Source organism: Streptomyces flaveolus (genome assembly GCF_000716535.1).
Taxonomy (GTDB): Bacteria; Actinomycetota; Actinomycetes; order Streptomycetales; family Streptomycetaceae; genus Streptomyces; species Streptomyces flaveolus_A.
This window is the reverse complement of record NZ_JNWV01000002.1, coordinates 113,418-135,567: the sequence shown is the minus strand read 5'-3', so window position 1 is coordinate 135,567 and position 22,150 is coordinate 113,418. Positions and strand designations below refer to the sequence as shown.

Below are 22,150 nucleotides of genomic sequence, written 5' to 3'. Positions count from 1 at the left end.
GTATGTGGCTGATCGCGCCGTTCCCCGCGCCCCTTCTTGTCCTCCCCCTCCCCTGAACAGGAACTGACTGCCATGTCGACCCATCCCGAAGTTACCGCCCTCCTCGACCGCTCCCACCGGCTCGGCTCCGACCCCCGCAACACCAACTACGCCGGCGGGAACGCGTCCGCCAAGGGCACCGCCACCGACCCCGTCACCGGGGGTGACGTGGAGCTGATGTGGGTGAAGGGGTCCGGGGGTGACCTCGGCACGCTCACCGAGTCCGGGCTGGCCGTGCTGCGACTGGACCGGTTGCGGGCCCTCGTGGACGTCTACCCCGGTGTCGAGCGCGAGGACGAGATGGTCGGCGCGTTCGACTACTGCCTGCACGGCAAGGGCGGGGCCGCGCCCTCCATCGACACCGCCATGCACGGGCTGGTGGACGCCCCGCACGTGGACCATCTGCATCCCGACTCGGGCATCGCGCTCGCATGCGCGGCCGACGGGGAGAAGCTGACCGCCGAGTGCTTCGGGGACAGCGTGGTGTGGGTCCCGTGGCGGCGGCCCGGATTCCAGCTCGGGCTGGACATCGCCGCGATCAAGGAGGCCAACCCGCAGGCCATCGGTTGCGTCCTCGGCGGGCACGGGATCACCGCGTGGGGATCGACGTCCGAGGAGTGTGAGCGCAACTCGCTGCACATCATCCGGACCGCCGAGGCGTTCCTCGCGGAGAAGGGGAAGGCGGAGCCCTTCGGGCCGGTCGTCGAAGGGTACGAGGCCCTGCCCGAGGCCGAGCGCAGGGAGCGGGCCGCCGCTCTCGCGCCGTACGTCCGGGGTCTGGCGTCACAGGACCGGCCGCAGGTCGGGCACTTCACCGACTCCGAGGCCGTGCTCGACTTCCTCGCCCGCGCCGAGCACCCCCGGCTGGCCGCCCTCGGCACCTCCTGCCCGGACCACTTCCTGCGCACCAAGGTCCGGCCGCTCGTCCTGGACCTGCCGCCGGCCGCGCCCCTGGAGGACGCCGTCGCGCGGCTGCGGGAGCTGCACGCCGCCTACCGCGAGGAGTACGCCGCCTACTACCGGCGGCACGCCCAGCCCGACTCCCCCGCCATGCGCGGCGCCGACCCGGCCATCGTGCTCGTCCCGGGCGTCGGCATGTTCAGCTTCGGCAAGGACAAGCAGACCGCCCGGGTGGCGGGCGAGTTCTACGTCAACGCCGTCAATGTCATGCGCGGGGCCGAGGCGGTGTCGTCGTACGCGCCGATCGAGGAAGCCGAGAAGTTCCGGATCGAGTACTGGGCGCTGGAGGAGGCCAAGCTCCAGCGGATGCCGAAGCCCAAGCCGCTCGCCACGCGGGTCGCGCTCGTGACGGGGGCCGGCAGCGGGATCGGCAAGGCCATCGCGCACCGGCTGGCCGCCGAGGGGGCGTGTGTCGTCGTCGCCGACCTGAACGGCGACGGCGCGGCGCGGGTCGCCGAGGAGCTGGGCGGGCCCGACAAGGCCGTCGCCGTCACCGTGGACGTCACCGACGAGGAGCAGATCGCCGCCGCGTTCAGGACGGCCGCCCTCGCCTTCGGCGGGGTGGACCTCGCCGTGAACAACGCCGGGATCTCCATCTCCAAGCCGCTGCTGGAGACGTCGGCCAGGGACTGGGACCTCCAGCACGACATCATGGCCCGCGGGTCCTTCCTGGTGTCGCGGGAAGCGGCGCGGGTGATGACCGCGCAGGGGCTGGGCGGTGACATCGTCTACATCGCCTCCAAGAACGCCGTGTTCGCCGGGCCGAACAACATCGCCTACTCCGCCACCAAGGCCGACCAGGCCCACCAGGTGCGGCTGCTGGCCGCCGAGCTGGGGGAGCACGGGATCCGGGTGAACGGGGTCAACCCCGACGGTGTGGTGCGCGGGTCCGGGATCTTCGCCGGGGGCTGGGGGGCGCAGCGGGCCGCCGTGTACGGGGTGCCGGAGGAGAAGCTGGGCGAGTTCTACGCGCAGCGGACGATCCTGAAGCGGGAGGTGCTGCCCGAGCACGTGGCGAACGCGGTGTTCGCGCTCACGGGCGGGGAGCTCACGCACACCACCGGTCTGCACATCCCGGTCGACGCGGGTGTGGCGGCCGCGTTCCTGCGATGAGCGCGGACGTGAAGTCGTACGCCGCGGTCGACCTCGGCGCCTCCAGCGGGCGGGTGATGGTGGGGCGGGTGAGCCCGGACTCGGTGGAGCTGAGCGAGGCGCACCGGTTCCCCAACCGGCCGGTGCGCGTCCCCGAGGAGCTGCGCTGGGACGTCCTGGCGCTCTACGGCGGTGTCCTCGACGGGCTCCGGGAAGCCGGTGCCCATTGCGACGGAGGGCTCGCCTCCGTGGGCGTCGACAGCTGGGCCGTCGACTACGGCCTGCTGGACGCCGACGGGGCCCTGCTCGGCAACCCGGTGCACTACCGCGACGCCCGCACCGAGGGCGTCGCGGAGAAGGTGTGGGCGACCGTGCCGGCGGCGGAGCTGTACGCGGCGACCGGCATCCAGTACGCGCCGTTCAACACCCTCTACCAGCTCACGGCCGCCCGGAACTCGGAGCAGTTCGCCCACGCCAGGCGGCTGTTGCTGATCCCGGACCTGCTGACGTACTGGCTCACCGGCGAACAGGGCACCGAGCTGACCAACGCCTCCACCACCCAGCTCGTCGATCCCCGGACCCGGGACTGGTCGTACGAGGTCGCCGAGCGGCTGGGCATCGACCTCGGCCTGTTCGCGCCGCTGCGACAGCCCGGCGATCCGGCCGGGACACTGCGACCGGAGGTGCTGGCGGAGACGGGCCTGGCCGGTCCCGTGCCCGTGACGGCCGTCGGCTCGCACGACACCGCGTCGGCGGTGGCCGCCGTCCCGGCGACCGGGGGGCGCTTCGCCTACATCTGCACCGGCACCTGGTCCCTGGCCGGCCTGGAGCTGTCCGCTCCGGTGCTCACCGAGGAGAGCCGGGCCGCGAACTTCACCAATGAGCTGGGGCTCGACGGCACCGTCCGCTATCTGCGCAACATCATGGGATTGTGGCTGCTCCAGGAATGCGTACGGGCCTGGGGCGGGCCGGATCTCGGGGCGCTGCTGCGGAAGGCGGCGACCGTGCCGGCGCTGCGCTCGGTGGTGGACGCCGGGGACGAGGCGTTCCTGGCGCCGGGGCGGATGCCGGAGCGGATCGCCGAGGCCTGCCGGGCGTCGGGGCAGCCGGTGCCGGAGAGCCGGGCCGAGATCACCCGGTGCATCCTCGACTCCCTGGCCCTCGCCCACCGGCGGGCCGTGCTGGACGCGCAGCGGCTGGCCGATCATCCGGTGGACGTGGTGTACCTGGTCGGCGGCGGCACCCGCAACGCGCTGCTGTGCCAGCTCACGGCCGACGCCTGCGGGCTGCCCGTGGTGGCCGGCGCCACCGAGGCGGCGGCACTCGGCAACGTCCTCGTGCAGGCCCGCACGGACGGGCTCGTCGGCGATCTCGCCGCCCTGCGCCGGCTGCTCACCCGGACCCAGCCGCTCACCCGGTACACACCGCGCGGCGACACCGGCCCGTGGCGGGCGGCCCAGTCCCGGCTCGCCACCCGGTGAGCCGCGCTCTCCCGTCGGGGCCGCCCGCCGACTACCCTGCACTCGTCCGATGACCGACACCGAGGAGCCGCGATGCGTGTCGCCCTGTTCCTGACCTGTGTCAACGACACGCTGTATCCGGACACCGGCCGGGCCGTGGTGAAGCTGCTGACCAGACTGGGTGTCGACGTCGACTTCCCGATGGCGCAGACCTGCTGCGGACAGGCCCACTACAACACCGGCTACCGGCATGAGGCCGAGCCCTTGGCCCGGCATTTCTCCGATGTCTTCGGGGAGTACGAGGCGATCGTGACCCCGTCCGGGTCATGCGGGGCGATGGTGCGGGAGCTGTATCCGCGCATGGGCGAGCGGGCCCGGGCCGAGGGGCGCGGGGACACGCTGGCGCGGACGCTGGCGCCGGTGGTGCCGAAGACGTACGAGCTGACGGAGTTCCTGGTCGACGTCCTCGGGGTGACGGACGTCGGCGCCTACTACCCGCACACCGTGACCTACCACCCGACCTGCCACGGGCTGCGCGGCCTCGGGCTCGGCGACCGGCCGCGCCGGCTGCTCCAGGCCGTCAAGGGGCTGGAGCTGGTGGAGTTGCCGGGCGCGGAGGAGTGCTGCGGCTTCGGCGGCACGTTCGCGCTGAAGAACGCGGAGGTGTCGGCGGCGATGGGCGCCGACAAGGTGCGCAACGCGGAGTCGACGGGCGCGGAGGTGCTGTGCGCGGCCGACAACTCGTGTCTGATGCACCTGGGCGGGACGATGAGCCGGCTGCGGACGGGCATGCGGCCGGTGCACATCGCGGAGATCCTGGCGAGCACGGAGGAGGAACCGGCGGTATGACCGGAACGTATCTCGGCATGCCGGCCTTCCCGAAGGCCGCGCACGACGCCGTCCACAACCCCGTCCTGCGGGGCAACCTGCGGCACGCCACCCACACCATCCGGGCCAAACGGGCCAAGGCGGTGGGCGAGTTGTCCGACTGGGCGGCGCTGCGCGAGGCGGGCAGCCGGATCAAGGACCACACCCTGCGCCACCTCGACCGCTACCTCGTCCAGTTGGAGGAGTCGGTCACCGCGGCCGGCGGTACGGTCCACTGGGCGGCGGACGCCGAGGAGGCCAACCGGATCGTCGCCCGGCTGGTCAAGGAGACCGGCGAGTCGGAGGTCGTGAAGGTCAAGTCGATGGCCACGCAGGAGATCGGCCTCAACGAGGCCCTGGAGGCCGAGGGCATCCGCGCCTACGAGACCGATCTCGCCGAACTGATCGTGCAGTTGGGCAAGGACCGCCCCTCGCACATCCTGGTCCCGGCCATCCACCGCAACCGGGGCGAGATCAGGGACATCTTCCGCACCGAGATGGGCGAGTGGGGCCGCCCTGCCCCGGAGGGCCTGACGGACACGCCGGCCGAACTCGCCGAGGCGGCCCGGCTGCACCTGCGGGAGAAGTTCCTGCGCGCCAAGGTCGGCATCTCCGGCGCCAACTTCATGGTCGCCGAGACCGGCACGCTGGTCGTGGTGGAGTCGGAGGGCAACGGCCGGATGTGCCTGACCCTGCCGGAGACGCTGATCTCGGTCGTCGGCATCGAGAAGGTGGTGCCCACCTGGCGTGACCTGGAGGTCTTCCTGCAGACCCTCCCCCGCTCCTCCACCGCCGAGCGCATGAACCCGTACACGAGCACGTGGACCGGGACGACGGACGGCGACGGTCCGAGCGCCTTCCACCTGGTCCTGCTCGACAACGGCCGCACCGACACCCTCGCCGACCGGGTCGGCCGCCAGGCGCTGCGCTGCATCCGCTGCTCGGCCTGCCTGAACGTGTGCCCGGTGTACGAGCGGGCGGGCGGGCACGCGTACGGCTCGGTCTACCCGGGTCCCATCGGCGCCATCCTCAGCCCCCAGCTGAGGGGCACGGCCAGCGAGATCGACGCCTCCCTGCCGTACGCGTCGAGCCTGTGCGGGGCCTGCTACGAGGTGTGCCCGGTCGCCATCGACATCCCCGAGGTGCTGGTGCACCTGCGGGAGCGGGTGGTCGAGGGCGGCCCGGCGGTACGGCAGGGCAACACGGTGGTGCTCCAGCCGGCGAAGGGGCACGCGGCCGAGCGGGCGGCGATGCGGGCGGCGCGCTGGGCGTTCACCCACCCCGGCGCGCTGCGCACGGGCCAGCGGCTGGCCTCCCGGACCCGCCGCCTGCACCCACGTACCCTGCCTGGCCCCGGCCGGGCGTGGAGCGGCACCCGGGACCTGCCGGCCGTGCCGCCGGAACCGTTCCGGGACTGGTGGCAGCGCACGCGCGGCGGGAAGGACGGTGCGAAGTGAGCAGCAGGGAGCGGATCCTGGGCCGGGTGCGGCGCGCGCTCGCGGACGTACCCGCGGACGAGGGGCCGTACGAGGAGGCCGTGGCCCGGGACTATCTGCGCGAGCACGGGCGGCGGAGCACCGAGGAGACGGTGGAGCTGCTGGCGGAGAACCTGGTGGACTACCGGGCGATCGTGCACCGCTGCGACGCGGAGGAGCTGCCGCTGCTCGTCATGCGGCTGCTGGCCGAGCGCTGCTCCCAGGAGGTGCTGGTCCCGCCGGGGCTGCCGCCGGAGTGGCTGTCCGCCGCCAATCCCGTGCGCATCCACGACCGGGCGGCGGACACCGCCCAGCGGCTGGACCGGGTGGACAGCGTGCTGACGGGGTGTGCCGTGGCGATCGCCGAGACCGGCACGATCGTGCTCGACGGCTCCCCCGACCAGGGACGGCGCCGTATCTCGCTCGTCCCGGACCACCACATCTGTGTCGTCCGCGTACCGGACCAGGTCGTCTCCTCCGTTCCCCAGGCCCTCGAACGCCTCGATCCGGCCCGCCCGTTGACCTGGATCTCCGGCCCGTCGGCCACCAGCGACATCGAACTGGACCGGGTGGAGGGCGTCCACGGCCCCCGCACCCTGGAGGTGATCCTCCTCGGCTGACGGCACCTCCCGCGAGTCCGCCGGTCGGGGCACGACGGAATGAGGCGCGCGGCGTCCTGCCGTAGCGTGAGGGAATGATCCGGTTCGAGCAGGTCACCAAGCGGTATCCGGACGGTACGACGGCCGTGGACGACCTCTCCTTCGAGGTGGCCGAGGGGGAACTGGTCACGCTCGTCGGGCCCTCCGGGTGCGGCAAGACGACGACCATGATGATGGTGAACCGGCTCATCGAGCCGACCTCCGGCCGGATCCTCGTCGGCGGCGACGACATCGCGACCGTCGACCCGGTGCGGCTGCGCCGCCGGATCGGGTACGTCATCCAGCAGGTGGGCCTCTTCCCGCACCGCACCGTCCTGGACAACACCGCGACCGTGCCCGCGCTGCTCGGCTGGAAGCGGGCGAAGGCGCGGGCCCGGGCGGCCGAGCTGCTGGACCTGGTGGGGCTGGATCCGAAGACGTACGGGCCCCGCTATCCGGAGCAGTTGTCCGGCGGTCAGCGGCAGCGGGTCGGCGTGGCGCGGGCGCTGGCCGCCGATCCGCCGGTGCTGCTGATGGACGAGCCGTTCGGCGCGGTCGACCCGGTGGTGCGCGAGCAGTTGCAGGACGAGTTCCTGCGGATGCAGGCGGCCGTGCGCAAGACGGTGCTGCTGGTCACGCACGACATCGAGGAGGCCGTCCGGCTCGGCGACCGGATCGCCGTGTACGGGCAGGGCCGCATCGAGCAGTTCGACACGCCCGGCGCGGTGCTCGGGTCGCCCGCGACGCCGTACGTCGCCTCCTTCGTGGGCGCCGACCGCGGGCTGAAGCGGCTGTCGGTCACCGCGATCGAGCCGGACGACCTGGAGCAGCCGCCCGTGGCCCGCGCCGACGAGCCCGCCGCGCGGGCCCTGGAGCGGCTGCGGTCCGAGGGCGCCCGGTGGGCGGTGGTCCTGGACACGGGCGGTGACCTGCACGGCTGGGTCGGGATCGAGGAACTGCCGGCGGGCGGCACAGTCGGGGAACTCGCCCACCGCATGACCGCCTGGGTGCCGGTCGGCGCGCCGCTGAAGCAGGCGTTCGGGGTGATGCTCCAGCACGACGCCGGGTGGGTCGCCGTGCTGGACGGGGCGCGGTTCCTCGGCGTGCTGACCCCGGCGAAGCTGCACGAGGCACTGCGCCGCTCGGTGGACGCCGACGCGCGCGGGGTGGCCCGGGGGCAGGTGCCGTTCGACTCGGTGGCGGACGCCTGAGCCGGGTCATTTGAGCAGGCCCTTGTCCTCGACGTAGGCGCGGGCCACGTCGGCCGGCAGCCGCCGCCAGCTGTCGACCTGCCGGTTCATGGCGGCCAGGTCGCCGGTGGTGAGGACGTCGTTGAGCCTTCCGAGCGCCTTCGCCACGCCGGCACCGCCCGCGCGGGAGCGGTTGACGACCGGGACGACGTAGTCGGCGTTCTGCAGTCGCTTGTCGTCGGCGAGCAGGACCAGGCCGAAGGAGTCGAGGGTGGCGTCGGTCGTGGTGGTCAGCACCATCTGGTCGCGGCCCTCCTGCACGGCCCGCTTGGCCTGGGTGGTGCCGACACCCTTGGGATCGACGCCGGTGATGGCGATGCCGTACACCTTCTTCAGCCCGGGCGCGCAGTACGGCCGTCGCACGCATTCGTCGCCCGCCGCGAGCCGCACCTTCAGTCCGGAGGCGCCGAGGTCGCTGAGGGTCCTGAGGTGGTGCCGGTGGGCGTAGGCGGCGGTCACTGCGAAGGCGTTCTGGTCGACGGCACGGCCGGGCGGGAGGACGGTGAGGCCACGGGGTGCCGCGAGGGCGCGCAGGGCCTTCATCGTGGTGCCGAGGTCGGGCGAGCCGGCCGGGGGCGCGTCGGCGCCGTGGGTCTTGGCGCTCAGCCAGTCGGCGAGGGTCGCCGCGTACTCGGGCACGACGTCGATCTGGCCGGACTCCAGGGCCGGTTCGTACAGCTCCCGGTTGGCGACCGTGAGGAGGGACGTCTTGTAGCCGGCCTGATCGAGCAGCTGGGCGTACATCTGGGCGAGCAGATCGCTCTCGGTGAAGCCGGCCGAGCCGATGGTCAGGTGACGGCTGTCCCCGGGAGGTGCGGTGACCTGGCCGCGGTCCTCCAGGGACGGACCGGTGGCGCAGGCGCCCAGCGCGAGGAGGGCGGACGTGGCGAGCGCGGTACGGCGGCTCAGGAGCGCGGGCCCGGCGCGTGCCGTACGGCGGCTGGGTGGTGCGAGGGTGGCGGGTGTCCTCGCCGGTCGGTCTCTCATCGGCCGCCCCGGACCCAGGTGGGTGCCAGTCGCTCGGCGATCTCGAAGACGGCCTCCACGAGCAGGGCGAACACCGCGACGAGCAGCGCGCCCGCGACCACCTGGGGTGTGCTGGCGAGGTTGAAGCCCGCCGTGATGATCCGGCCGAGGCCGCCGCCACCCGCGAGCGCGGCGATCGTGGCGGTGGCGACGAGCTGGACGGCGGCGATCCGTACACCGTTCAGCAGCAGGGGGAGCGAAAGGGGCAGTTCCACGTGAAACAGCAGTTGTCGGCCGGTCATGCCCATGCCCCGGGCGGCCTGGACGACGCTGCGGTCGACCTCACGCATGCCGACGTAGGCGTTGGTGAGCAGCGGCGGTACGGCGAACAGCACGAGGGCGACCACCGTGGGGCCGTCGCCCCACCTCCCGACCGGGGTCAGCAGGAGCAGGACCAGCACGGCGAAGGTGGGCACGGCCCGGCCGACGTTGGAGATGTTCACGGCGAGCGCGCCGCCCTTGCCGAGGTGGCCGAGGACGAGCGCGACGGGCAGCGCGATCAGGCAGCTGAGGACCAGGCAGACGACGGTGAGCAGGAGGTGCTGGAGCAGCCGGTGCCGGATGCCGTCGTCGCCCGACCAGTGCGCGGGGTCGGTGAGCCAGTCCCAGGCGGCGGTGAGGGTGCTCATGTGCGGGCCGCCCGCGTCCAGGGGGTGATCAGCCGCTGGACGCCCAGCAGGAGCAGGTCGGCGGCGACGGCGATCAGCACGCAGAGCACGGACGCGGTGAGCACCTGGGCCTTGAAGTAGGTGTTCATGCCGGCGTAGATCAGGTTGCCGAGACCGCCGAAGCCGACGATCGCGCCGACCGTCAGCAGGGAGACCGCCGAGACGGTGGCGATGCGCAGGCCGGCCATCGCGGCGGGCAGGGCCAGGGGCAGCTCCACGGTCAGCAGCAGGCGGACGGGGCCGTATCCGAGGCCTCGCGCGGCCTGCCGGGTCTCCTCCGGAACCGCGCGCAGGCCCGCGAGGATGTTCCGGACGAGCAGGGTGAGCGAGTACAGCACGAGTCCGGCGACGACCAGGGTGGCCGAGAGGCCGTAGAGGGGCAGGAGCAGGGAGAACATGGCCAGCGACGGAATGGTGTAGAGGATCGTCGTCACGGCCAGGACCGGGCCGGCCGCCCAGCCCCAGCGACGGGCCAGCACCGCCAGCGGCAGCGCGATGACCAGGCCGATCAGGACCGACAGGAAGGTCAGCTCAAGGTGCTGGACGACCGCGTCGAGCAGGATCTGGCGGCGGGTGCTCAGATAGGCGCCGCAGATCCACTCGTTGCGCGCGAGGCAGTCGTCCGGGGGCGCGATCACGGATCCATTGGACCGGGCGGGCGAGAGGGGCGGCGCGTTGTGGTGACCCGGACGGGGGGCGGCTGTCGTGGCGGCTGGTCCTGGTGGCTGGTGAGGGGGCGTGCCGTGACGACCCCGACCGGGGGTGTGTGCCCTGGCGGCCCGGAGCCAGGGGCGTGTGGCTAGGCCCTGTCGTTTGGATCATCACGGCGTCGCGGGGCCTGGCACGCGCATCCGCCGCGTTGTCGTCGGTTGCCGACTCCCCCGCGCTCGGCTGCGCTCGCGCGGGGGGACCCCCATCGCGTTGTCGCCCTCCTCCGCCTTGCAGCCGCACGCACCAGACCCCGCTCGGCTCGGCTCGGCTCGGCTCGGCTAGATGGCACCGCTCCTCGTAGCTGGCTGATCCAAACCGACAGGGCCTAGTGGACTCCCGCCGCGTCCAGCAGGGCCGTCGCCGTCGTCGTGGCGAGTCCGTCGTCCAGGCGTTCCACCCGGGCGCCGGCGCGGGCGTTGGCGCCGTCGAAGACGAGCAGGAGCTGGCGGGCGAGCAGCTCGGGGTCCCGCGCGCCGCCCCGCTCCGCCTCGGCGCGGAAGGCGCTCAGCAGGGTGTCCTTGGCCTCGCGGGCGACCACGCTCGCCGGATGCTCGGGATCCTTCAGCTCGACCAGCGCGGCCAGGTAGGGGCAGCCGTGGTACTCGGGATCCAGGGAGCCCTTCTCCATCTGTTCGAAGACGTACAGGATGCTCTCGCGCGGGGTCGCGGCCGCCGGATCGGGGTGGGTCAGCCGGGCCTGGTACCCCGGCATCCGCCGCTCCAGGCTGGCGGCCAGCATCTCGTCCTTGCTGTCGAAGAGCTGGTACATCGACCGCTTCGAGACGCCCGCCTCCCGGCACAGCGCCTCGATGCCGATGGAGACACCCTCGCGGTAGGAGAGCCGCGCGGCGGCGTCGAGCAGCCGGTCGCGGGGGGACGCCTTCTGCGTGCTGGTGGTCATACCGTGAGGTTACCGCGACACGCCGACAAAGGACACCGATCGGTGTACACCGTGGCGCGGAAGCTGAACAAGCGCTTAGATAGACGTCGGACACCGCTCCGCTCCGCCCCTGTCCCCGACCCCGCCGGAGGCCCCGTTGTTCACGTCCGTCGACGACGTCTCCGCCCGCCTCGCCGAGACCGGCTATCTCGCCTCGCCCGCCGTCGCCACGACCGTGTTCCTCGCCGCCCGGCTGGGCAAGCCGCTGCTGGTGGAGGGCCCCGCCGGGGTCGGCAAGACCGAGCTGGCCAAGGCCGTCGCCCAGGTGGCCGAAGCCCGGCTCGTCCGGCTCCAGTGCTACGAGGGCGTGGACGAGTCCCGGGCGCTGTACGAGTGGAACCACGCCAAGCAACTGCTGCGCATCAGCGCGGGCCGCGGCGAGAGCTGGGACGAGGCCCGTACCGACATCTTCACCGAGGAGTTCCTGCTCCCCCGTCCGCTGCTGACCGCCATCCGCGGCGACGAGCCGACCGTGCTGCTCATCGACGAGACCGACAAGGCCGACGTCGAGATGGAGGGGCTGCTGCTGGAGGTGCTCAGCGACTTCCAGGTCACGGTCCCTGAGCTGGGCACGGTCACGGCGACCCGCCGCCCGTTCGTCGTCCTCACCTCCAACGCCGGCCGTGAGCTGTCCGAGGCGCTGCGCCGCCGCTGCCTGTTCCTGCACATCGGCTTCCCCGAGGAGGAGCTGGAGCGGCGGATCGTACGGCTGAAGGTGCCGGGCCTCGGCGCGGCGCTGACCGAGTCCGTGGTCCGGGTGGTCGGGGCGCTGCGCGCGATGGACCTGCGCAAGGTGCCGTCCGTCGCCGAGACCATCGACTGGGCCCGCACCCTGCTCGCCCTGGGCGCCGGCACGCTGGACGAGACCGTCGTGCGGGACACCCTCGGGGTGATCCTCAAGCACCAGGACGACATCCAGAAGGCGGCGGCCAAGCTCGACCTGGACGCGCTGTGACCGCCGTCGCCGACCGGATCACCGGCCTGGCCGGGGCGCTGCGCGCACACGGGGTGCGGATCGGCACCGGGGAGACCGTGGACGCGGCGCGGGCGGTGGAGGCGCTGGGACTCGCGGACCGGGAGCTGCTGCGTGAGGGGCTGGCGGCGACGCTGTTGCACGGACCGGGCCAACGGGCCGTGTTCGACTCGGTCTTCGACCTCTACTTCCCGCGCGGTGTCGGCGGTCCCGAGGACGCCCCCCGGGACCGGGAGACCCTGCGCGACCGGCTCGCCGAGGCGCTGGCCGCCGACGACCGGGCGATGATGGCCCAGTTGGCCGCGGAGGCGGTCGACGGGCTGGGCGGGTACGGGAGTTCACCGGGCTCGGACGGCTGGTCGGCGTACCAGACGCTGGACCGGCTGCGCCCCCAGACCCTGCTGGCCCGGGTGCGGGCCGACATCCGGGGCCGGAACGGCGACAGCGGCGCCGGGTTCGCGGACCGGTTGCTGGACGACGAGATCCGGCGTCGCATCGAGGAGTTCCGGCGGCTGGTGGGGGCGGAGGCCCGGCGCCGGGTGGCCGAGCGGCGCGGTCGGGACGAGATCGCGCGGCGCGGTGTGCGGCCGACCGCCGACCGGGTCGACTTCCTGATCGCGAACCGGGACCAGCTGACCGAACTCCGCAGGGCGGTGCAGCCGTTGGCGCGCAAGCTGGCCACCCGGCTCGCCGCGCGCCGCCGCCGGGCCGCGCGCGGCACGATCGACCTGCGCCGCACCCTGCGCTCCTCGCTCTCCACGGGCGGCGTGCCGATGCGGCCGGTGCTGCGGCGGCGCCGTCCGGTCCGGCCGGAACTCGTGCTGCTCTGCGATGTGTCCGGCTCGGTGTCCGGCTTCTCGGACTTCACCATGCTCCTCGTGCAGGCCCTGCACGACCAGTTCAGCAAGGTGCGTGTGTTCGCGTTCGTCAACCGGCTGGACGAGGTCACCGGCCTGCTCGACCACGGCCGTGCCGACCCCGACGGTCTCGGCGCCCGCATCCGCGCCGAGGCCACGCTCACCGGCTGGCACGGCAGCAGCGACTACGGCGTGGCGTTGGGCGAGTTCGCCGAGCGGTACGGCGGTGCGGTGGGGCCGCGTACGACGGTGTTCGTCCTCGGTGACGCCCGCACGAACATGAGCGACCCGAACCTGCCCGCCGTACGCGAGCTGGCCCGGCGGGCCCGGCGCGTCTACTGGCTCAACCCCGAGCCACGCGACCGCTGGGGCACCGGCGACTCGGCCGCGCCCGCGTACGCCGAGCTGGTGGAGATGCACGAGTGCCGCACGGCCAGGCAGCTCAGCGAGCTGATCGCGGGACTGCTGCCGGTGTGAGAGGGGGCGCGAGACCGTGATCGCCCGGTGTGCCGGCACGGCCGCGTGATCGACTGGCCTGCCCCGCACGCCGTGCGGCTCAGGGCGCCGATCATGCGCGCTTGGGCCGCCGGTATGACGCCGAGCGCCCGGTCGTGATCGACTGGCCCCAACGCCGACACCGATTCGAGGACGCCACCATGACCCACCCGCCCGTGCCGCTGGGAACCTTCCCCACCCCTCTGGAACCGGCGCCCCGACTGGCCGCCGCGCTCGGGCTCGGGCCGGAGGACCTGTGGGTGAAGCGGGACGACCTGACCGGCCTGGGCGCCGGCGGCAACAAGATCCGCAAGCTGGAGTGGACGGTGGGCGCGGCCCTCGCCGAGGGCGCGGACACGCTCGTGACCACCGGTGCCCCGCAGAGCAACCACGCCCGGCTGACCGCCGCCGCGGGCGCCCGGCTAGGGCTGGACGTCGTCCTCGTCCTGCGCGGCACCCCGGGTGCCTCCCGCTCCGGGAACCTCGCCCTGGACGGCCTGTTCGGGGCGCGGCTCGCCTGGGCCGGCGAGGTGGACCAGGCCGGGCTGGACACGGCGGCGGCCGAGGTCTGCGCGCGCCTGCGGGCCGACGGCGCCCGCCCGGCACTGATCCCGTTCGGCGGCTCCAGCACACTGGGAGCCAGGGGGTACGTACGCTGCGGCACGGAGCTGCGCGAGCAACTGCCGGACCTGCGAACGGCGGTCGTGGCCCTCGGCTCGGGCGGCACGATGGCAGGGCTGGTCGCGGCCCTGGGCAGCGGGTCGGTACTCGGCGTCGACGTGGGCGCGCTGGCCGACCCGGCCGCGGCGGTCGTGGAGTTCGCCGCACCGCTCACGGCGGAGGAGATCACACCGGACGCGCTGCGGATCCGCCGGGACCAGGTGGGCGCCGGCTATGCGGCCCTCACCGCCCCGGTACGGGACGCGCTCCGCCTCGCCGCCCGCTCCGAGGGCCTGGTCCTCGACCCCGTCTACACCGGCCGCGCCCTGGCCGGCCTGCACGCCGCGGTCCGCGACGGCACCGTCCGCCCGGGCGAGCGGACGGTCTTCCTCCACACCGGCGGCCTCCCGGGCCTCTTCGGCCACCCGGACACGATCGCCTTCGCCGAGGAGGGGACGCGGCTCTTCGGCGCGTAGACCGGCCCCGCCGGACCGCTCGCGGGCGGTCCGGCGGGGCGGGGAAACGGGCGGACGGATCCAGTGCTCGGCTAACCCTTCGCGTACTCGTTCGCCATCGTGCCGGCGAAGTCGTAGACCACGACCTGCTCGTCGCCCACCACCCAGGCGTCGTGGCCGGGTGGGCAGACGAAGACGTCGCCGGGGCCGACCTCGCTCTCACCGCCGTCGTCCATGCGGATGTGCAACCGACCCTGCGCCACGTACCCGTTGTGGTGCACCATGCAGCTCGCGGTGCCCGCGATCGGCGCCACGGACTCCGACCAGCGCCACCCGGGTTCGAACGTGCCCACCGCGAAGTCGAGCCCGGTCAGGTGGAGGGCTTCGAGGTGGCCGCGGGGGAAGTCGCGCCGTTCGTCCGGCTTCTCGACCGTCTTCACTTCCAGCATGACGGTGTCCTCCCTTCCGGCCGCTGCCCACGGCCGGGGCCGGCCTCCGTCCCCCGGCGGCCTCGGACGGCACCGGCGCTGCGGCGGCGGCCGTGCCCCACGCCACCATCGTCGGCCCCGCGACCCGGCACCGCCATCCAGGAGCTACGGGACAACGATGTCAGCGGCACCGGGCAGGAGTCGGGACGCGCGTCGCTGATTACTCTGGCACGGTGACAGCCGGCGACACACCGTCGATCGCGACGGACGACCTCGACGACCCGCCCCTGCGCCCCCTGCCCGGACGGGTCGCGCTGCTGCTGGAGCAAGTGGCGGCGCCGCCACGGCTGGTGGCCCACCTCCGGGCGGTGCACGATGTCGCGGCACAGCTCGTGGCATGGGTGCGGCAGCACTGTCCGCGGCTTGAGTTGGACGCGGACGCGGTGCTGTTCGGAGCCGCCACGCACGACATCGGCAAGGCCCTGCACCCGGCCGAGCTGTCCGGTCCCGGCGCACGGCACGAGGCGGCGGGGCGGGAGTTGCTGCTGGAGCACGGTGTGCCGGCGGGTCTCGCCCGGTTCGCCGGCACCCACGCGTCCTGGACGGCTCCCGGGACCGGCGTGGAGGACCTGCTGGTGAGCCTGGCCGACAAGGTCTGGAAGAACAAGCGCGTCCCGGAGCTGGAGGACCTGGTGGTGGCGCGGCTGGCCGAGGCCGACGGACGGCCCGCCTGGCAGTGGTTCATGGAGCTGGACGAAGCCCTGACCGCCGTCGGGGAGGGCGCGGACCGTAGGCTGGCGTATCAGATGTCCCACCCTCTCGGCCGAAGGTGACCATGTTCGCGACCCCTCTCGGTGCCGACGGTGCCGAGCTGTGTCCTCTCCGGCCCTGGCAGGCCGAGGAGTTCCTCGCCCATGTGGACCGGGGCCGGGAGTTCATCGGGCGGTTCAACGGACTGCCGGACGTGGTCACCGATCCGGCGTCCGCCCGGGCGTTCCTGGAGGCGTACGCCGAGAAGGAAGCGGCCGACGCGGGGCTCGTCCGGGCGATCCGCCTCGGCGGAACCCTGGTGGGGGCGGTGATCCTGCGCCGGATGGACGTGCCGCAGGGTACGGCGGAGGCGGGCTGCTGGCTGGAACCGGCCGCGGTGGGCCGTGGTCTGGTGACCCGGGCGGCCCGCCTGCTCATCGACTGGGCGATCCGGGAGCGGGGCATCCACCGCGTCGAGTGGTGGGTGTCGGCCGGCAACACCCCCAGCATCGCGGTCGCCCGCCGGCTCGGCATGCGCAAGGAGGCCGTGCTGCGGGAGAGTTACCCGTACCGGGGTGAGCGGCACGACGAGGAGATCTGGTCGGTCCTGGCCCCGGAGTGGACGGCCGGCCCGGCAGCCACCTCCTCCTGAGCGGCCTCTCCCGCCGGCCTACCAACTGCGCGCCGCGCGCAGCAGGAGGGCGCGGACGCGGGCCACGTCGGGGTTGTCGGAGGCGCCGGGGCGCTGGACGAGGAAGCCGGTGTTGATCGGCGGGTCCTCCGGTTCCAGCAGCGCGACGAGCGCGCCGGATGCCAGGAGGTCCTGGCACAGATAGCGGGGCAGCACGCTGAACCCGGCGCCGGCGGCCACGGCCGCGAGCACCCCGCGCAGATCGGGAACGGTCACGGCGGCGGTACGCGACAGACGCCGGCCGAAGACGTGCCGCCAGTAACGGCGGGCGATCGGCAGGTCCTCGGCGTAGGTGATGAGCGGAACCCGGTGCAGGACGGCGGGGTCGAAGGAGTCCGCAACGGTCACGGCGGCGGTCCCTTGCCCGTCGGCGTCCCGCACGACGGCCTCTGGGCGCTCGGCGTCCCGCCCGGCGGCTCCTTGGTCCTCGGGCTCCTGTACGACACCCCCTCCTTCAGCGTCCGCGTCCCGCACGACGGTTCCTCGCCCCCCGGTCTCCCCCGCGAACCGGCGTCCCGTCAGCCGCTCGGCCCAGACCGGGGCCGTGACCAGCACGAACTCCTCGTCGGTGAGCGGGACGGCGTGCAGCGTACGGCCGCGGGGGCGGGTGGTGGCGATCACCAGGTCGTGGCGGCCGGCGCGCAGTTCGTCCAGCAGCGGATCGGTCAGCCCGGTCGCCACCCGCAGCCGTACGCCCTCGGCGACCAGCGGCGCGAGGGCCGGCAGCACCCTGGTGCACAGGAGTTCCGCCGGGCCGGCCAGATGGACGGGCTCGGTCCGGGTCCCGGAGGGCGGCGTGGGGCCGGCGACGGCGGCCAGCTCGTCCAGGGGCGCGGCGATCCGGGCCGCCAGCTCGTCGGCCACCGGGGTCGGTGTGACCCCGCGCGGCAGCCGTTCGAACAGCTCCCGGCCGGTCTGCCGTTCCAGCGCGCGCATCTGCGTCGTCACCGTCGGCTGTGACAGTCCCAGCAGCCGGGCGGCGCCGGTGAAGGAACCGGAGCGGTACACGGCGAGGAAGGTGCGCAGCAGGTTCAGGTCGAGGGAAGCGGTCTCCACGGGTCCGAGTATGGCCGCCGTGCATTCCCCGGCCGCCATAGGAAATCCAATGTCAGCTATTCGGCTCTGCATTGGATTCCTATGGGTCGTCTCGCCTACGTTCTTTCTCGCAGGCCCGAGCCGCCGCATCCGCGGCCCGAGCCGCCTGCGGACGCAAGCCTTCTGGAGAGGGAACCCATGTCGAAGATCCTGTTCGTGATGACCGGCGCCGATCACTGGACGCTCGCCGACGGCACCGCGCACCCGACCGGCTTCTGGGCCGAGGAGGCCGTGGTCCCCTACCGGGCCGTCAAGGCCGCCGGTCACGAGGTCGTCGTCGCCACGCCGGGCGGTGTGGTGCCGCCGGTCGACCGGGCGAGCCTGGCCGCCGAGGTCAACGGCGGTCAGGAGAAGGCCGAGGAGATCGCCCGCGCGCTGGAGGAGATGACCGAGCTGCGGACGCCGGTGAAGCTCGCGGAGGTGGACCTCGCCGACTTCGCCGCCGTGTTCTACCCGGGCGGGCACGGCCCCATGGAGGACCTGGCCGTGGACGCCGAGTCGGGCCGGCTGCTGGTGGCGGCCCTGGACTCGGGCAAGCCGCTGGCCGTGGTCTGCCACGGTCCGGCCGCCCTGCTCGCCGCGGTCCGCTCCGACGGCGGCAACGCCTTCGCCGGCTATCGCGCTGCGGCCTTCACCAACGAGGAGGAGACGCAGGGAGGCCTCGCCGGACAGGCCAAGTGGCTGCTCCAGGACCGGCTGACCGAGGCGGGTGTCGAGGTGCGGGCGGGCGAGCCGTGGGCGCCGCACGTCGTGGTGGACCGCAATCTGATCACCGGCCAGAACCCGGCCTCCTCGGCCCCGGTCGCCGAGGAACTGCTGAAGCGGCTGGGCTGAGACACCTCGGGCCGCGGTCGCTCGCGAGTGGCGGGACACGGGTTGCGGGACCGGGGTTGCCGCACAGGGACTGCGGGGGGCTGCACCGGGGCGGAGACGGATTCCGGCGTCGGGGTGCGGGAACGGGTGGCGGAAAATTCGCCGGACGTCACCTGCAACCTCGCCCGGGGCCGGACGTCTGTCGGGGTGGAGGCCTCCACCCCGTCCAGTTGTCCGACCCCGAGCGACCGAAGGAACACATGTCCGCACACCGTGACCCGCGCCCGAACCGCACCAACCGGCTGCGCGCCGCCCTGGGGGTCTCCGCCGTAGGCGCTGCCCTGGCCGTCGCCGGCACCCTGACCGCCCAGGCGGCCCAGGGCGACAGCCACACCACGGCCGGCAGCCGTGCCGCCCACCCCCGGACCCACTCCGAGAGCGCCGCCGCCCCGGCCCCGGCCCCGGCGCGTGGCCACACGGTCCCGTCCCCGGTGCCGTCGCCGGTCCGCACGGGAACCCCGTCCCCCGTCCCCTCCCCCGTGCACACGACCGGTCCCGCACCGGCGCCCGCCCCGGCCACGCCTTCGCCGGTGCCCGCCACCCCGGGACCGGCGGCCCCGAGCCCGGTGCCGTCCACCGCCGCTCCCGCGCCCCGGCACCCGGCCCCCGTTCCGGGACACGCGCGTCCGGCGCCCGTACCGCACCACCGTCACGCCACGCCGGCGCCGGTTCCGCAGCAGCACTGAGGCAGGGCCGGAGCGGGGGAGCCGTCGCGCGGCGGCTCCCCCGCTCCCGGCTCCGGGAGATCCATGACGACAGCGACACCACCGGCGACGGCCGTGCCCTGGGAGCGGCCGGGCACCCGGAAGCCCCCCGCGTCCTGGCGGCGCTTCACCGGAGCGCTGCGGGCCCGCGTCCTCGCCCGCACCCGCGCGGGTACGACACCGGCCGCGCCCGGCACCGAGCCCCGTACCGGCACCCGGACCGCCGTGGACACCGGGCGGCCACCGGGCATCGAGGAGCTGTACCACCACCGCCGGCTGTCCCTGGTGCGCCTGGCGGTGCTGCTGGTGGACGACCTGCCCACGGCCGAAGACGTCGTACAGGACGCGTTCACCGCGCTGTTCCGGCGGCACGGCCACCGGCTCGCGCGGCTGGACGACCCGGAGGCGTATCTGCGGACCAGTGTCGTCAACGCGGCCCGCTCGGTGCTGCGCCGGCGCAGGACCGCACGGGCGCACACCCCCGCCCCCGAGGGACACGCGCCCGCCCCCGAGGAGGACGTGCTGCTGCACGAGGACCACCGGGAGGTACTGGCGGCGCTGGGCACGCTGACCCGGCGGCAGCGGGAGGTGCTGGTGCTGCGCTACTGGTCGCATCTGACCGAGGCCGAGATCGCGACGACGCTCGGTCTGTCGCGCGGTGCCGTCAAGTCCACGGCCAGCAGGGCGCTGGACGCCCTGGGCCGGCGTCTGGAGGGGCTGCGATGAACGAGTCCGGTACGGGGACCACGGCGACGCCGGTGGAGGAGCGGCTGCGGGCCGCACTGGCCGCGCGGGCGCACTCCGTCGGCCCGGCCGACCTGCGGCCCCTGCGCCCGCCGACCCGGCCGGTGCGGTCCCGGCGGGTGCTGGTGCGCCGGGCGGTGGCGGGCGTGCTGGTCCTGGCCGCCGTGGCCGCGCTGGTGTTCCTCTCCGTGCGCGGCGAACCGGCCCGCCCGGCCGAACCCGCCCGTTCCCCGCGTCCACCGATCGGCACGCCGACCCCCGTCCCGAGCCCGGTGAGCCCGTCCACGACCCAGCCGTCCCCGAGCGCGCGCCAACCGTGAGCACAAGGATGTCGAAGAGGTATTTCTCGTCCTGGCGCGGGCGCACCGTCATGGTGCGTCCGGGCGTGAGTTCGAAAGCCGGTGCCAGTCGCCGGTCACCCTGGTGCCTCGCGCTCACCGAGGTCACCTTGACCGGGGTGCGGCTGCGTCTTCTGAGGGGGGCGACCGCACGCCTCGGCTGTCAGGCCAGCTCGGCGGGGACGGGGAAGCCGATGCCGCCGAGCAGCTTGCCCACACGCTTGTCCAGGCCGTGGCCGATGTCGCTGATCTGCTCGCTGCCGAAGGTCCCGAGCTGAAGGCTGGGCTGGTCGATCAGGAAGCGGACGTTCTGCTCGTGGTCCTCGTGGAGGGTCATACGGGAAAGCGGCCAGCCCGTCGCGACCGCCCGCCGCCGCCTGCTCGGCCGCCAGGGTCGCGGTCACGGGTATCTGAGGCAATGCGGTCACGGGTATCTGAGGCAATGCCCCCTCGAAACGCGCCACCGCCTCCTCGAACGCGAACGGCACCTCCAGCACGAGCCGAGTACCGACGTTCCCCTCGGAACCGGGCGCGTCCGTCTTCGACGTCTGCCCGGAGGGCCGGGGCGCCGCCGCCGCCGCGGTACCCGCCGTTCCGCCCGCCACGGCCAAGGCGACCGCGCCGGCGCCGGCACCCAGGACAGCCCTGCGGTCCATCAGCCGGTCTTCTGTGCCCGCCGCGCCGGTGGTGCCGTCGGACGAGAGGGATGATGTCGACATTGATGTCTCCTCGAGTTGAAGGGGGTCACCGACACACCAGGCGGACCGCACCGGCGGGAACCGGGAGGCCGGGTCTCGGAGTACCAGGTGGCACCGTGCGCGGCGTAGCCTTCGTGTTCGATGCCGATCGAGTGCAGGTTGGTGGAGTAGTTGCCCGCGTGGAAGCCCAGGTCCTTCGTGGGCACCATCTGGGTCACCGCACCGTCCGAGGACCGCATCACGTAGTGCGCGGCAGTGCTGCTCGCCGGGTCCTGGAAGGTGGCGATGGCCGACTCGTAGGGCGATTCGGTGTCGTGGATGACGATCTGGTCGATCCGGACACCGTTCGCGGGCCGGTCGGACACCTGACCGTTCTTGGGGCCGGCCGGGACAAAGGTGCAGTCGAGCGTCGGGGGGCATTCCGTGTCCGCCACCGTGGCCGTGGCCAGCTTGAGTCCGTCCACCTGAGAGGTGACGGGAGTGACCGTGGGATCGGGGCTGAGCTCGACGTTCTGACCGTCGGCCGTTCTGCGGGTGACGCCCTTCTTCATGGTGGCGAAGACCCGGTCGGCGAACGCGGTCGCGCCCCGGCGCTCCGTGGAGCGGCTGTAGCGGGCCACCGCGCCGTACCAGTCACCCGGGTTGTCGGACGTCCTGCCGTTCAACTGCTCCTGGTACGACGCCAGCAGAGCGGCACCACCCCGGATGTTGCTCGCGGGGTCGTCCCGCAGTTCCTCCGTCGTCAGACCTGTCAGCTTCGCCGCGGCCTGGTGCGTGTGCTGGGCCGCGCCCTCGGCCAGCTCCTCGGCCTCGGCCCGGCCGGCCATGCCGGCGGGGCCGCCGGACACCATGTCGGGTGTGACGTCGGTCAGTTCCAGGGGACCGTAACCGCCGGTTGTGCTGTGGTGGCCCCGGTGGGCCTCCCATGCCGTCTGTTGGTAGGCCACCGCCATCAGGACGGACTGGGGCACCTTGTACTCGGCGGACGCCGTCGCGAACGCCCGCTGAAGTGCCGTGTCTGCGGGAGGGGCGTCCGGGGACGCCTGCGCCACCACCGGAACGGCGATGGCTCCCGCCACCACCATGGCGGCCGCTCCGAACACGACGGGGCGCCGCCGGGACGCGTGCTTCCGGCGTGGCATCGATTTCTTTGTCATCAAGTTCCCGATTCGGGGGTGACGAACTCACGTCACCCGGGCTTGGGCGACAGGGAACGGACCGCCCGAGGTGAGCCGGGTCGGCCGCGTCCGTGATGTCCTGATT

The 22,150-nt window shown here is 73.5% G+C and carries 23 protein-coding genes; 15 read left to right on the top strand and 8 right to left on the bottom strand.

The features are described from left to right. Window positions 1-72: 72 nt before the first annotated feature. The 6 genes from OO52_RS01975 to OO52_RS01950 all read left to right on the top strand — a co-directional run bounded on the left by OO52_RS01975 (window position 73) and on the right by OO52_RS01950 (window position 7,742). Window positions 73-2,112 (top strand): bifunctional rhamnulose-1-phosphate aldolase/short-chain dehydrogenase, encoded by a 2,040-nt coding sequence (locus OO52_RS01975; protein WP_030639662.1) that lies wholly within the window; start codon window positions 73-75, stop codon window positions 2,110-2,112. Continuing rightward, a complete protein-coding gene (locus OO52_RS01970; RefSeq protein WP_030938026.1) occupies window positions 2,109-3,572 on the top strand; it encodes a rhamnulokinase in 1,464 nt (487 codons plus the stop codon). The genes OO52_RS01975 and OO52_RS01970 overlap by 4 nt, the downstream gene beginning before the upstream one ends. Window positions 3,573-3,644: 72 nt before the next feature. Continuing rightward, entirely contained in the window at window positions 3,645-4,400 is a 756-nt protein-coding gene (locus OO52_RS01965) for a (Fe-S)-binding protein (RefSeq protein WP_030639664.1), read from the top strand. Beyond that, window positions 4,397-5,875 (top strand): LutB/LldF family L-lactate oxidation iron-sulfur protein, encoded by a 1,479-nt coding sequence (locus OO52_RS01960; RefSeq protein WP_030639665.1) that lies wholly within the window; start codon window positions 4,397-4,399, stop codon window positions 5,873-5,875. Before OO52_RS01965 ends, OO52_RS01960 begins: the two co-directional genes overlap by 4 nt. Further along, window positions 5,872-6,513 (top strand): LutC/YkgG family protein, encoded by a 642-nt coding sequence (locus OO52_RS01955; RefSeq protein ID WP_030938023.1) that lies wholly within the window; start codon window positions 5,872-5,874, stop codon window positions 6,511-6,513. The genes OO52_RS01960 and OO52_RS01955 overlap by 4 nt, the downstream gene beginning before the upstream one ends. 74 nt (window positions 6,514-6,587) lie before the next feature. Next, window positions 6,588-7,742: an ABC transporter ATP-binding protein gene (locus tag OO52_RS01950; protein ID WP_030639668.1), complete on the top strand. Its 1,155-nt coding sequence runs from the start codon at window positions 6,588-6,590 to the stop codon at window positions 7,740-7,742. A gap of 6 nt (window positions 7,743-7,748) precedes the next feature. On the opposite strand, the gene OO52_RS01945 is transcribed toward OO52_RS01950, so the two are convergent. The 4 genes from OO52_RS01945 to OO52_RS01930 all read right to left on the bottom strand — a co-directional run bounded on the left by OO52_RS01945 (window position 7,749) and on the right by OO52_RS01930 (window position 11,087). Further along, complete coding sequence (locus OO52_RS01945; RefSeq protein ID WP_420711421.1) at window positions 7,749-8,768, bottom strand: ABC transporter substrate-binding protein; 1,020 nt, start codon at window positions 8,766-8,768, stop codon at window positions 7,749-7,751. After that, entirely contained in the window at window positions 8,765-9,436 is a 672-nt protein-coding gene (locus OO52_RS01940; protein WP_030639672.1) for an ABC transporter permease, read from the bottom strand. Before OO52_RS01940 ends, OO52_RS01945 begins: the two co-directional genes overlap by 4 nt. Beyond that, window positions 9,433-10,113, bottom strand: a complete 681-nt coding sequence (locus OO52_RS01935) for an ABC transporter permease (RefSeq protein WP_030639674.1) — start codon at window positions 10,111-10,113, stop codon at window positions 9,433-9,435. The genes OO52_RS01940 and OO52_RS01935 overlap by 4 nt, the downstream gene beginning before the upstream one ends. A gap of 398 nt (window positions 10,114-10,511) precedes the next feature. Then, window positions 10,512-11,087 carry a TetR/AcrR family transcriptional regulator gene (locus OO52_RS01930; protein WP_030639677.1) on the bottom strand — a complete coding sequence of 192 codons (576 nt, stop codon included), beginning with the start codon at window positions 11,085-11,087 and terminating at the stop codon, window positions 10,512-10,514. 136 nt (window positions 11,088-11,223) lie between these two features. On the opposite strand from OO52_RS01930, the gene OO52_RS01925 reads away from it, so the two are divergent. The 3 genes from OO52_RS01925 (at window position 11,224) to OO52_RS01915 (ending at window position 14,587) form a co-directional block, all read left to right on the top strand. Continuing rightward, window positions 11,224-12,081 carry an AAA family ATPase gene (locus OO52_RS01925; RefSeq protein ID WP_030639679.1) on the top strand — a complete coding sequence of 286 codons (858 nt, stop codon included), beginning with the start codon at window positions 11,224-11,226 and terminating at the stop codon, window positions 12,079-12,081. Then, window positions 12,078-13,433 carry a vWA domain-containing protein gene (locus OO52_RS01920; protein WP_030639681.1) on the top strand — a complete coding sequence of 452 codons (1,356 nt, stop codon included), beginning with the start codon at window positions 12,078-12,080 and terminating at the stop codon, window positions 13,431-13,433. The genes OO52_RS01925 and OO52_RS01920 overlap by 4 nt, the downstream gene beginning before the upstream one ends. A 179-nt stretch (window positions 13,434-13,612) precedes the next feature. Further along, the gene (locus tag OO52_RS01915; RefSeq protein ID WP_030639683.1) at window positions 13,613-14,587 is read left to right on the top strand and encodes a D-cysteine desulfhydrase family protein; all 975 of its coding nucleotides are present in this window, start codon (window positions 13,613-13,615) and stop codon (window positions 14,585-14,587) included. Between the two features lie 71 nt (window positions 14,588-14,658). Here the strand turns inward: OO52_RS01915 and OO52_RS01910 are convergent, their stop codons facing one another. Continuing rightward, window positions 14,659-15,015, bottom strand: a complete 357-nt coding sequence (locus tag OO52_RS01910; RefSeq protein WP_030639685.1) for a cupin domain-containing protein — start codon at window positions 15,013-15,015, stop codon at window positions 14,659-14,661. Between the two features lie 212 nt (window positions 15,016-15,227). On the opposite strand from OO52_RS01910, the gene OO52_RS01905 reads away from it, so the two are divergent. Both OO52_RS01905 and OO52_RS01900 read left to right on the top strand, forming a co-directional pair. Next, window positions 15,228-15,827 (top strand): HD domain-containing protein, encoded by a 600-nt coding sequence (locus OO52_RS01905; protein WP_030938018.1) that lies wholly within the window; start codon window positions 15,228-15,230, stop codon window positions 15,825-15,827. A 2-nt stretch (window positions 15,828-15,829) separates the two neighbouring features. Next, entirely contained in the window at window positions 15,830-16,396 is a 567-nt protein-coding gene (locus tag OO52_RS01900) for a GNAT family N-acetyltransferase (protein ID WP_030639689.1), read from the top strand. Between the two features lie 18 nt (window positions 16,397-16,414). Here the strand turns inward: OO52_RS01900 and OO52_RS01895 are convergent, their stop codons facing one another. Continuing rightward, complete coding sequence (locus OO52_RS01895; RefSeq protein WP_030639691.1) at window positions 16,415-17,530, bottom strand: LysR family transcriptional regulator; 1,116 nt, start codon at window positions 17,528-17,530, stop codon at window positions 16,415-16,417. A 138-nt stretch (window positions 17,531-17,668) separates the two neighbouring features. On the opposite strand from OO52_RS01895, the gene OO52_RS01890 reads away from it, so the two are divergent. The 4 genes from OO52_RS01890 (at window position 17,669) to OO52_RS01875 (ending at window position 20,171) form a co-directional block, all read left to right on the top strand. Next, window positions 17,669-18,364, top strand: a complete 696-nt coding sequence (locus OO52_RS01890) for a type 1 glutamine amidotransferase domain-containing protein (protein WP_030639693.1) — start codon at window positions 17,669-17,671, stop codon at window positions 18,362-18,364. Window positions 18,365-18,603: 239 nt separating this feature from the next. After that, entirely contained in the window at window positions 18,604-19,089 is a 486-nt protein-coding gene (locus OO52_RS01885) for a hypothetical protein (protein WP_030639695.1), read from the top strand. A 63-nt stretch (window positions 19,090-19,152) separates the two neighbouring features. Continuing rightward, on the top strand, window positions 19,153-19,833 hold the full coding sequence (locus OO52_RS01880; RefSeq protein WP_030639697.1) for an RNA polymerase sigma factor: 681 nt from the start codon (window positions 19,153-19,155) through the stop codon (window positions 19,831-19,833). Then, entirely contained in the window at window positions 19,830-20,171 is a 342-nt protein-coding gene (locus OO52_RS01875; protein WP_030639698.1) for a hypothetical protein, read from the top strand. Before OO52_RS01880 ends, OO52_RS01875 begins: the two co-directional genes overlap by 4 nt. 181 nt (window positions 20,172-20,352) lie before the next feature. On the opposite strand, the gene OO52_RS50670 is transcribed toward OO52_RS01875, so the two are convergent. Both OO52_RS50670 and OO52_RS01870 read right to left on the bottom strand, forming a co-directional pair. Next, window positions 20,353-20,526: a hypothetical protein gene (locus OO52_RS50670; protein WP_158712468.1), complete on the bottom strand. Its 174-nt coding sequence runs from the start codon at window positions 20,524-20,526 to the stop codon at window positions 20,353-20,355. A gap of 318 nt (window positions 20,527-20,844) precedes the next feature. Continuing rightward, window positions 20,845-22,029: an N-acetylmuramoyl-L-alanine amidase gene (locus tag OO52_RS01870; protein ID WP_051818130.1), complete on the bottom strand. Its 1,185-nt coding sequence runs from the start codon at window positions 22,027-22,029 to the stop codon at window positions 20,845-20,847. Window positions 22,030-22,150: the final 121 nt, after the last annotated feature.

Coding starts and splice junctions, on each gene's coding strand:
- OO52_RS01975 (WP_030639662.1), top strand. CDS start 73: ATGTCGACCCATCCCGAAGTTACCGCCCTCCTCGACCGCTCCCACCGG.
- OO52_RS01970 (WP_030938026.1), top strand. CDS start 2,109: ATGAGCGCGGACGTGAAGTCGTACGCCGCGGTCGACCTCGGCGCCTCC.
- OO52_RS01965 (WP_030639664.1), top strand. CDS start 3,645: ATGCGTGTCGCCCTGTTCCTGACCTGTGTCAACGACACGCTGTATCCG.
- OO52_RS01960 (WP_030639665.1), top strand. CDS start 4,397: ATGACCGGAACGTATCTCGGCATGCCGGCCTTCCCGAAGGCCGCGCAC.
- OO52_RS01950 (WP_030639668.1), top strand. CDS start 6,588: ATGATCCGGTTCGAGCAGGTCACCAAGCGGTATCCGGACGGTACGACG.
- OO52_RS01945 (WP_420711421.1), bottom strand. CDS start 8,768: ATGAGAGACCGACCGGCGAGGACACCCGCCACCCTCGCACCACCCAGC.
- OO52_RS01940 (WP_030639672.1), bottom strand. CDS start 9,436: ATGAGCACCCTCACCGCCGCCTGGGACTGGCTCACCGACCCCGCGCAC.
- OO52_RS01930 (WP_030639677.1), bottom strand. CDS start 11,087: ATGACCACCAGCACGCAGAAGGCGTCCCCCCGCGACCGGCTGCTCGAC.
- OO52_RS01915 (WP_030639683.1), top strand. CDS start 13,613: ATGACCCACCCGCCCGTGCCGCTGGGAACCTTCCCCACCCCTCTGGAA.
- OO52_RS01910 (WP_030639685.1), bottom strand. CDS start 15,015: ATGCTGGAAGTGAAGACGGTCGAGAAGCCGGACGAACGGCGCGACTTC.
- OO52_RS01900 (WP_030639689.1), top strand. CDS start 15,830: ATGTTCGCGACCCCTCTCGGTGCCGACGGTGCCGAGCTGTGTCCTCTC.
- OO52_RS01895 (WP_030639691.1), bottom strand. CDS start 17,530: ATGGCGGCCGGGGAATGCACGGCGGCCATACTCGGACCCGTGGAGACC.
- OO52_RS01890 (WP_030639693.1), top strand. CDS start 17,669: ATGTCGAAGATCCTGTTCGTGATGACCGGCGCCGATCACTGGACGCTC.
- OO52_RS01885 (WP_030639695.1), top strand. CDS start 18,604: ATGTCCGCACACCGTGACCCGCGCCCGAACCGCACCAACCGGCTGCGC.
- OO52_RS01880 (WP_030639697.1), top strand. CDS start 19,153: ATGACGACAGCGACACCACCGGCGACGGCCGTGCCCTGGGAGCGGCCG.
- OO52_RS01875 (WP_030639698.1), top strand. CDS start 19,830: ATGAACGAGTCCGGTACGGGGACCACGGCGACGCCGGTGGAGGAGCGG.
- OO52_RS50670 (WP_158712468.1), bottom strand. CDS start 20,526: ATGACCCTCCACGAGGACCACGAGCAGAACGTCCGCTTCCTGATCGAC.
- OO52_RS01870 (WP_051818130.1), bottom strand. CDS start 22,029: ATGCCACGCCGGAAGCACGCGTCCCGGCGGCGCCCCGTCGTGTTCGGA.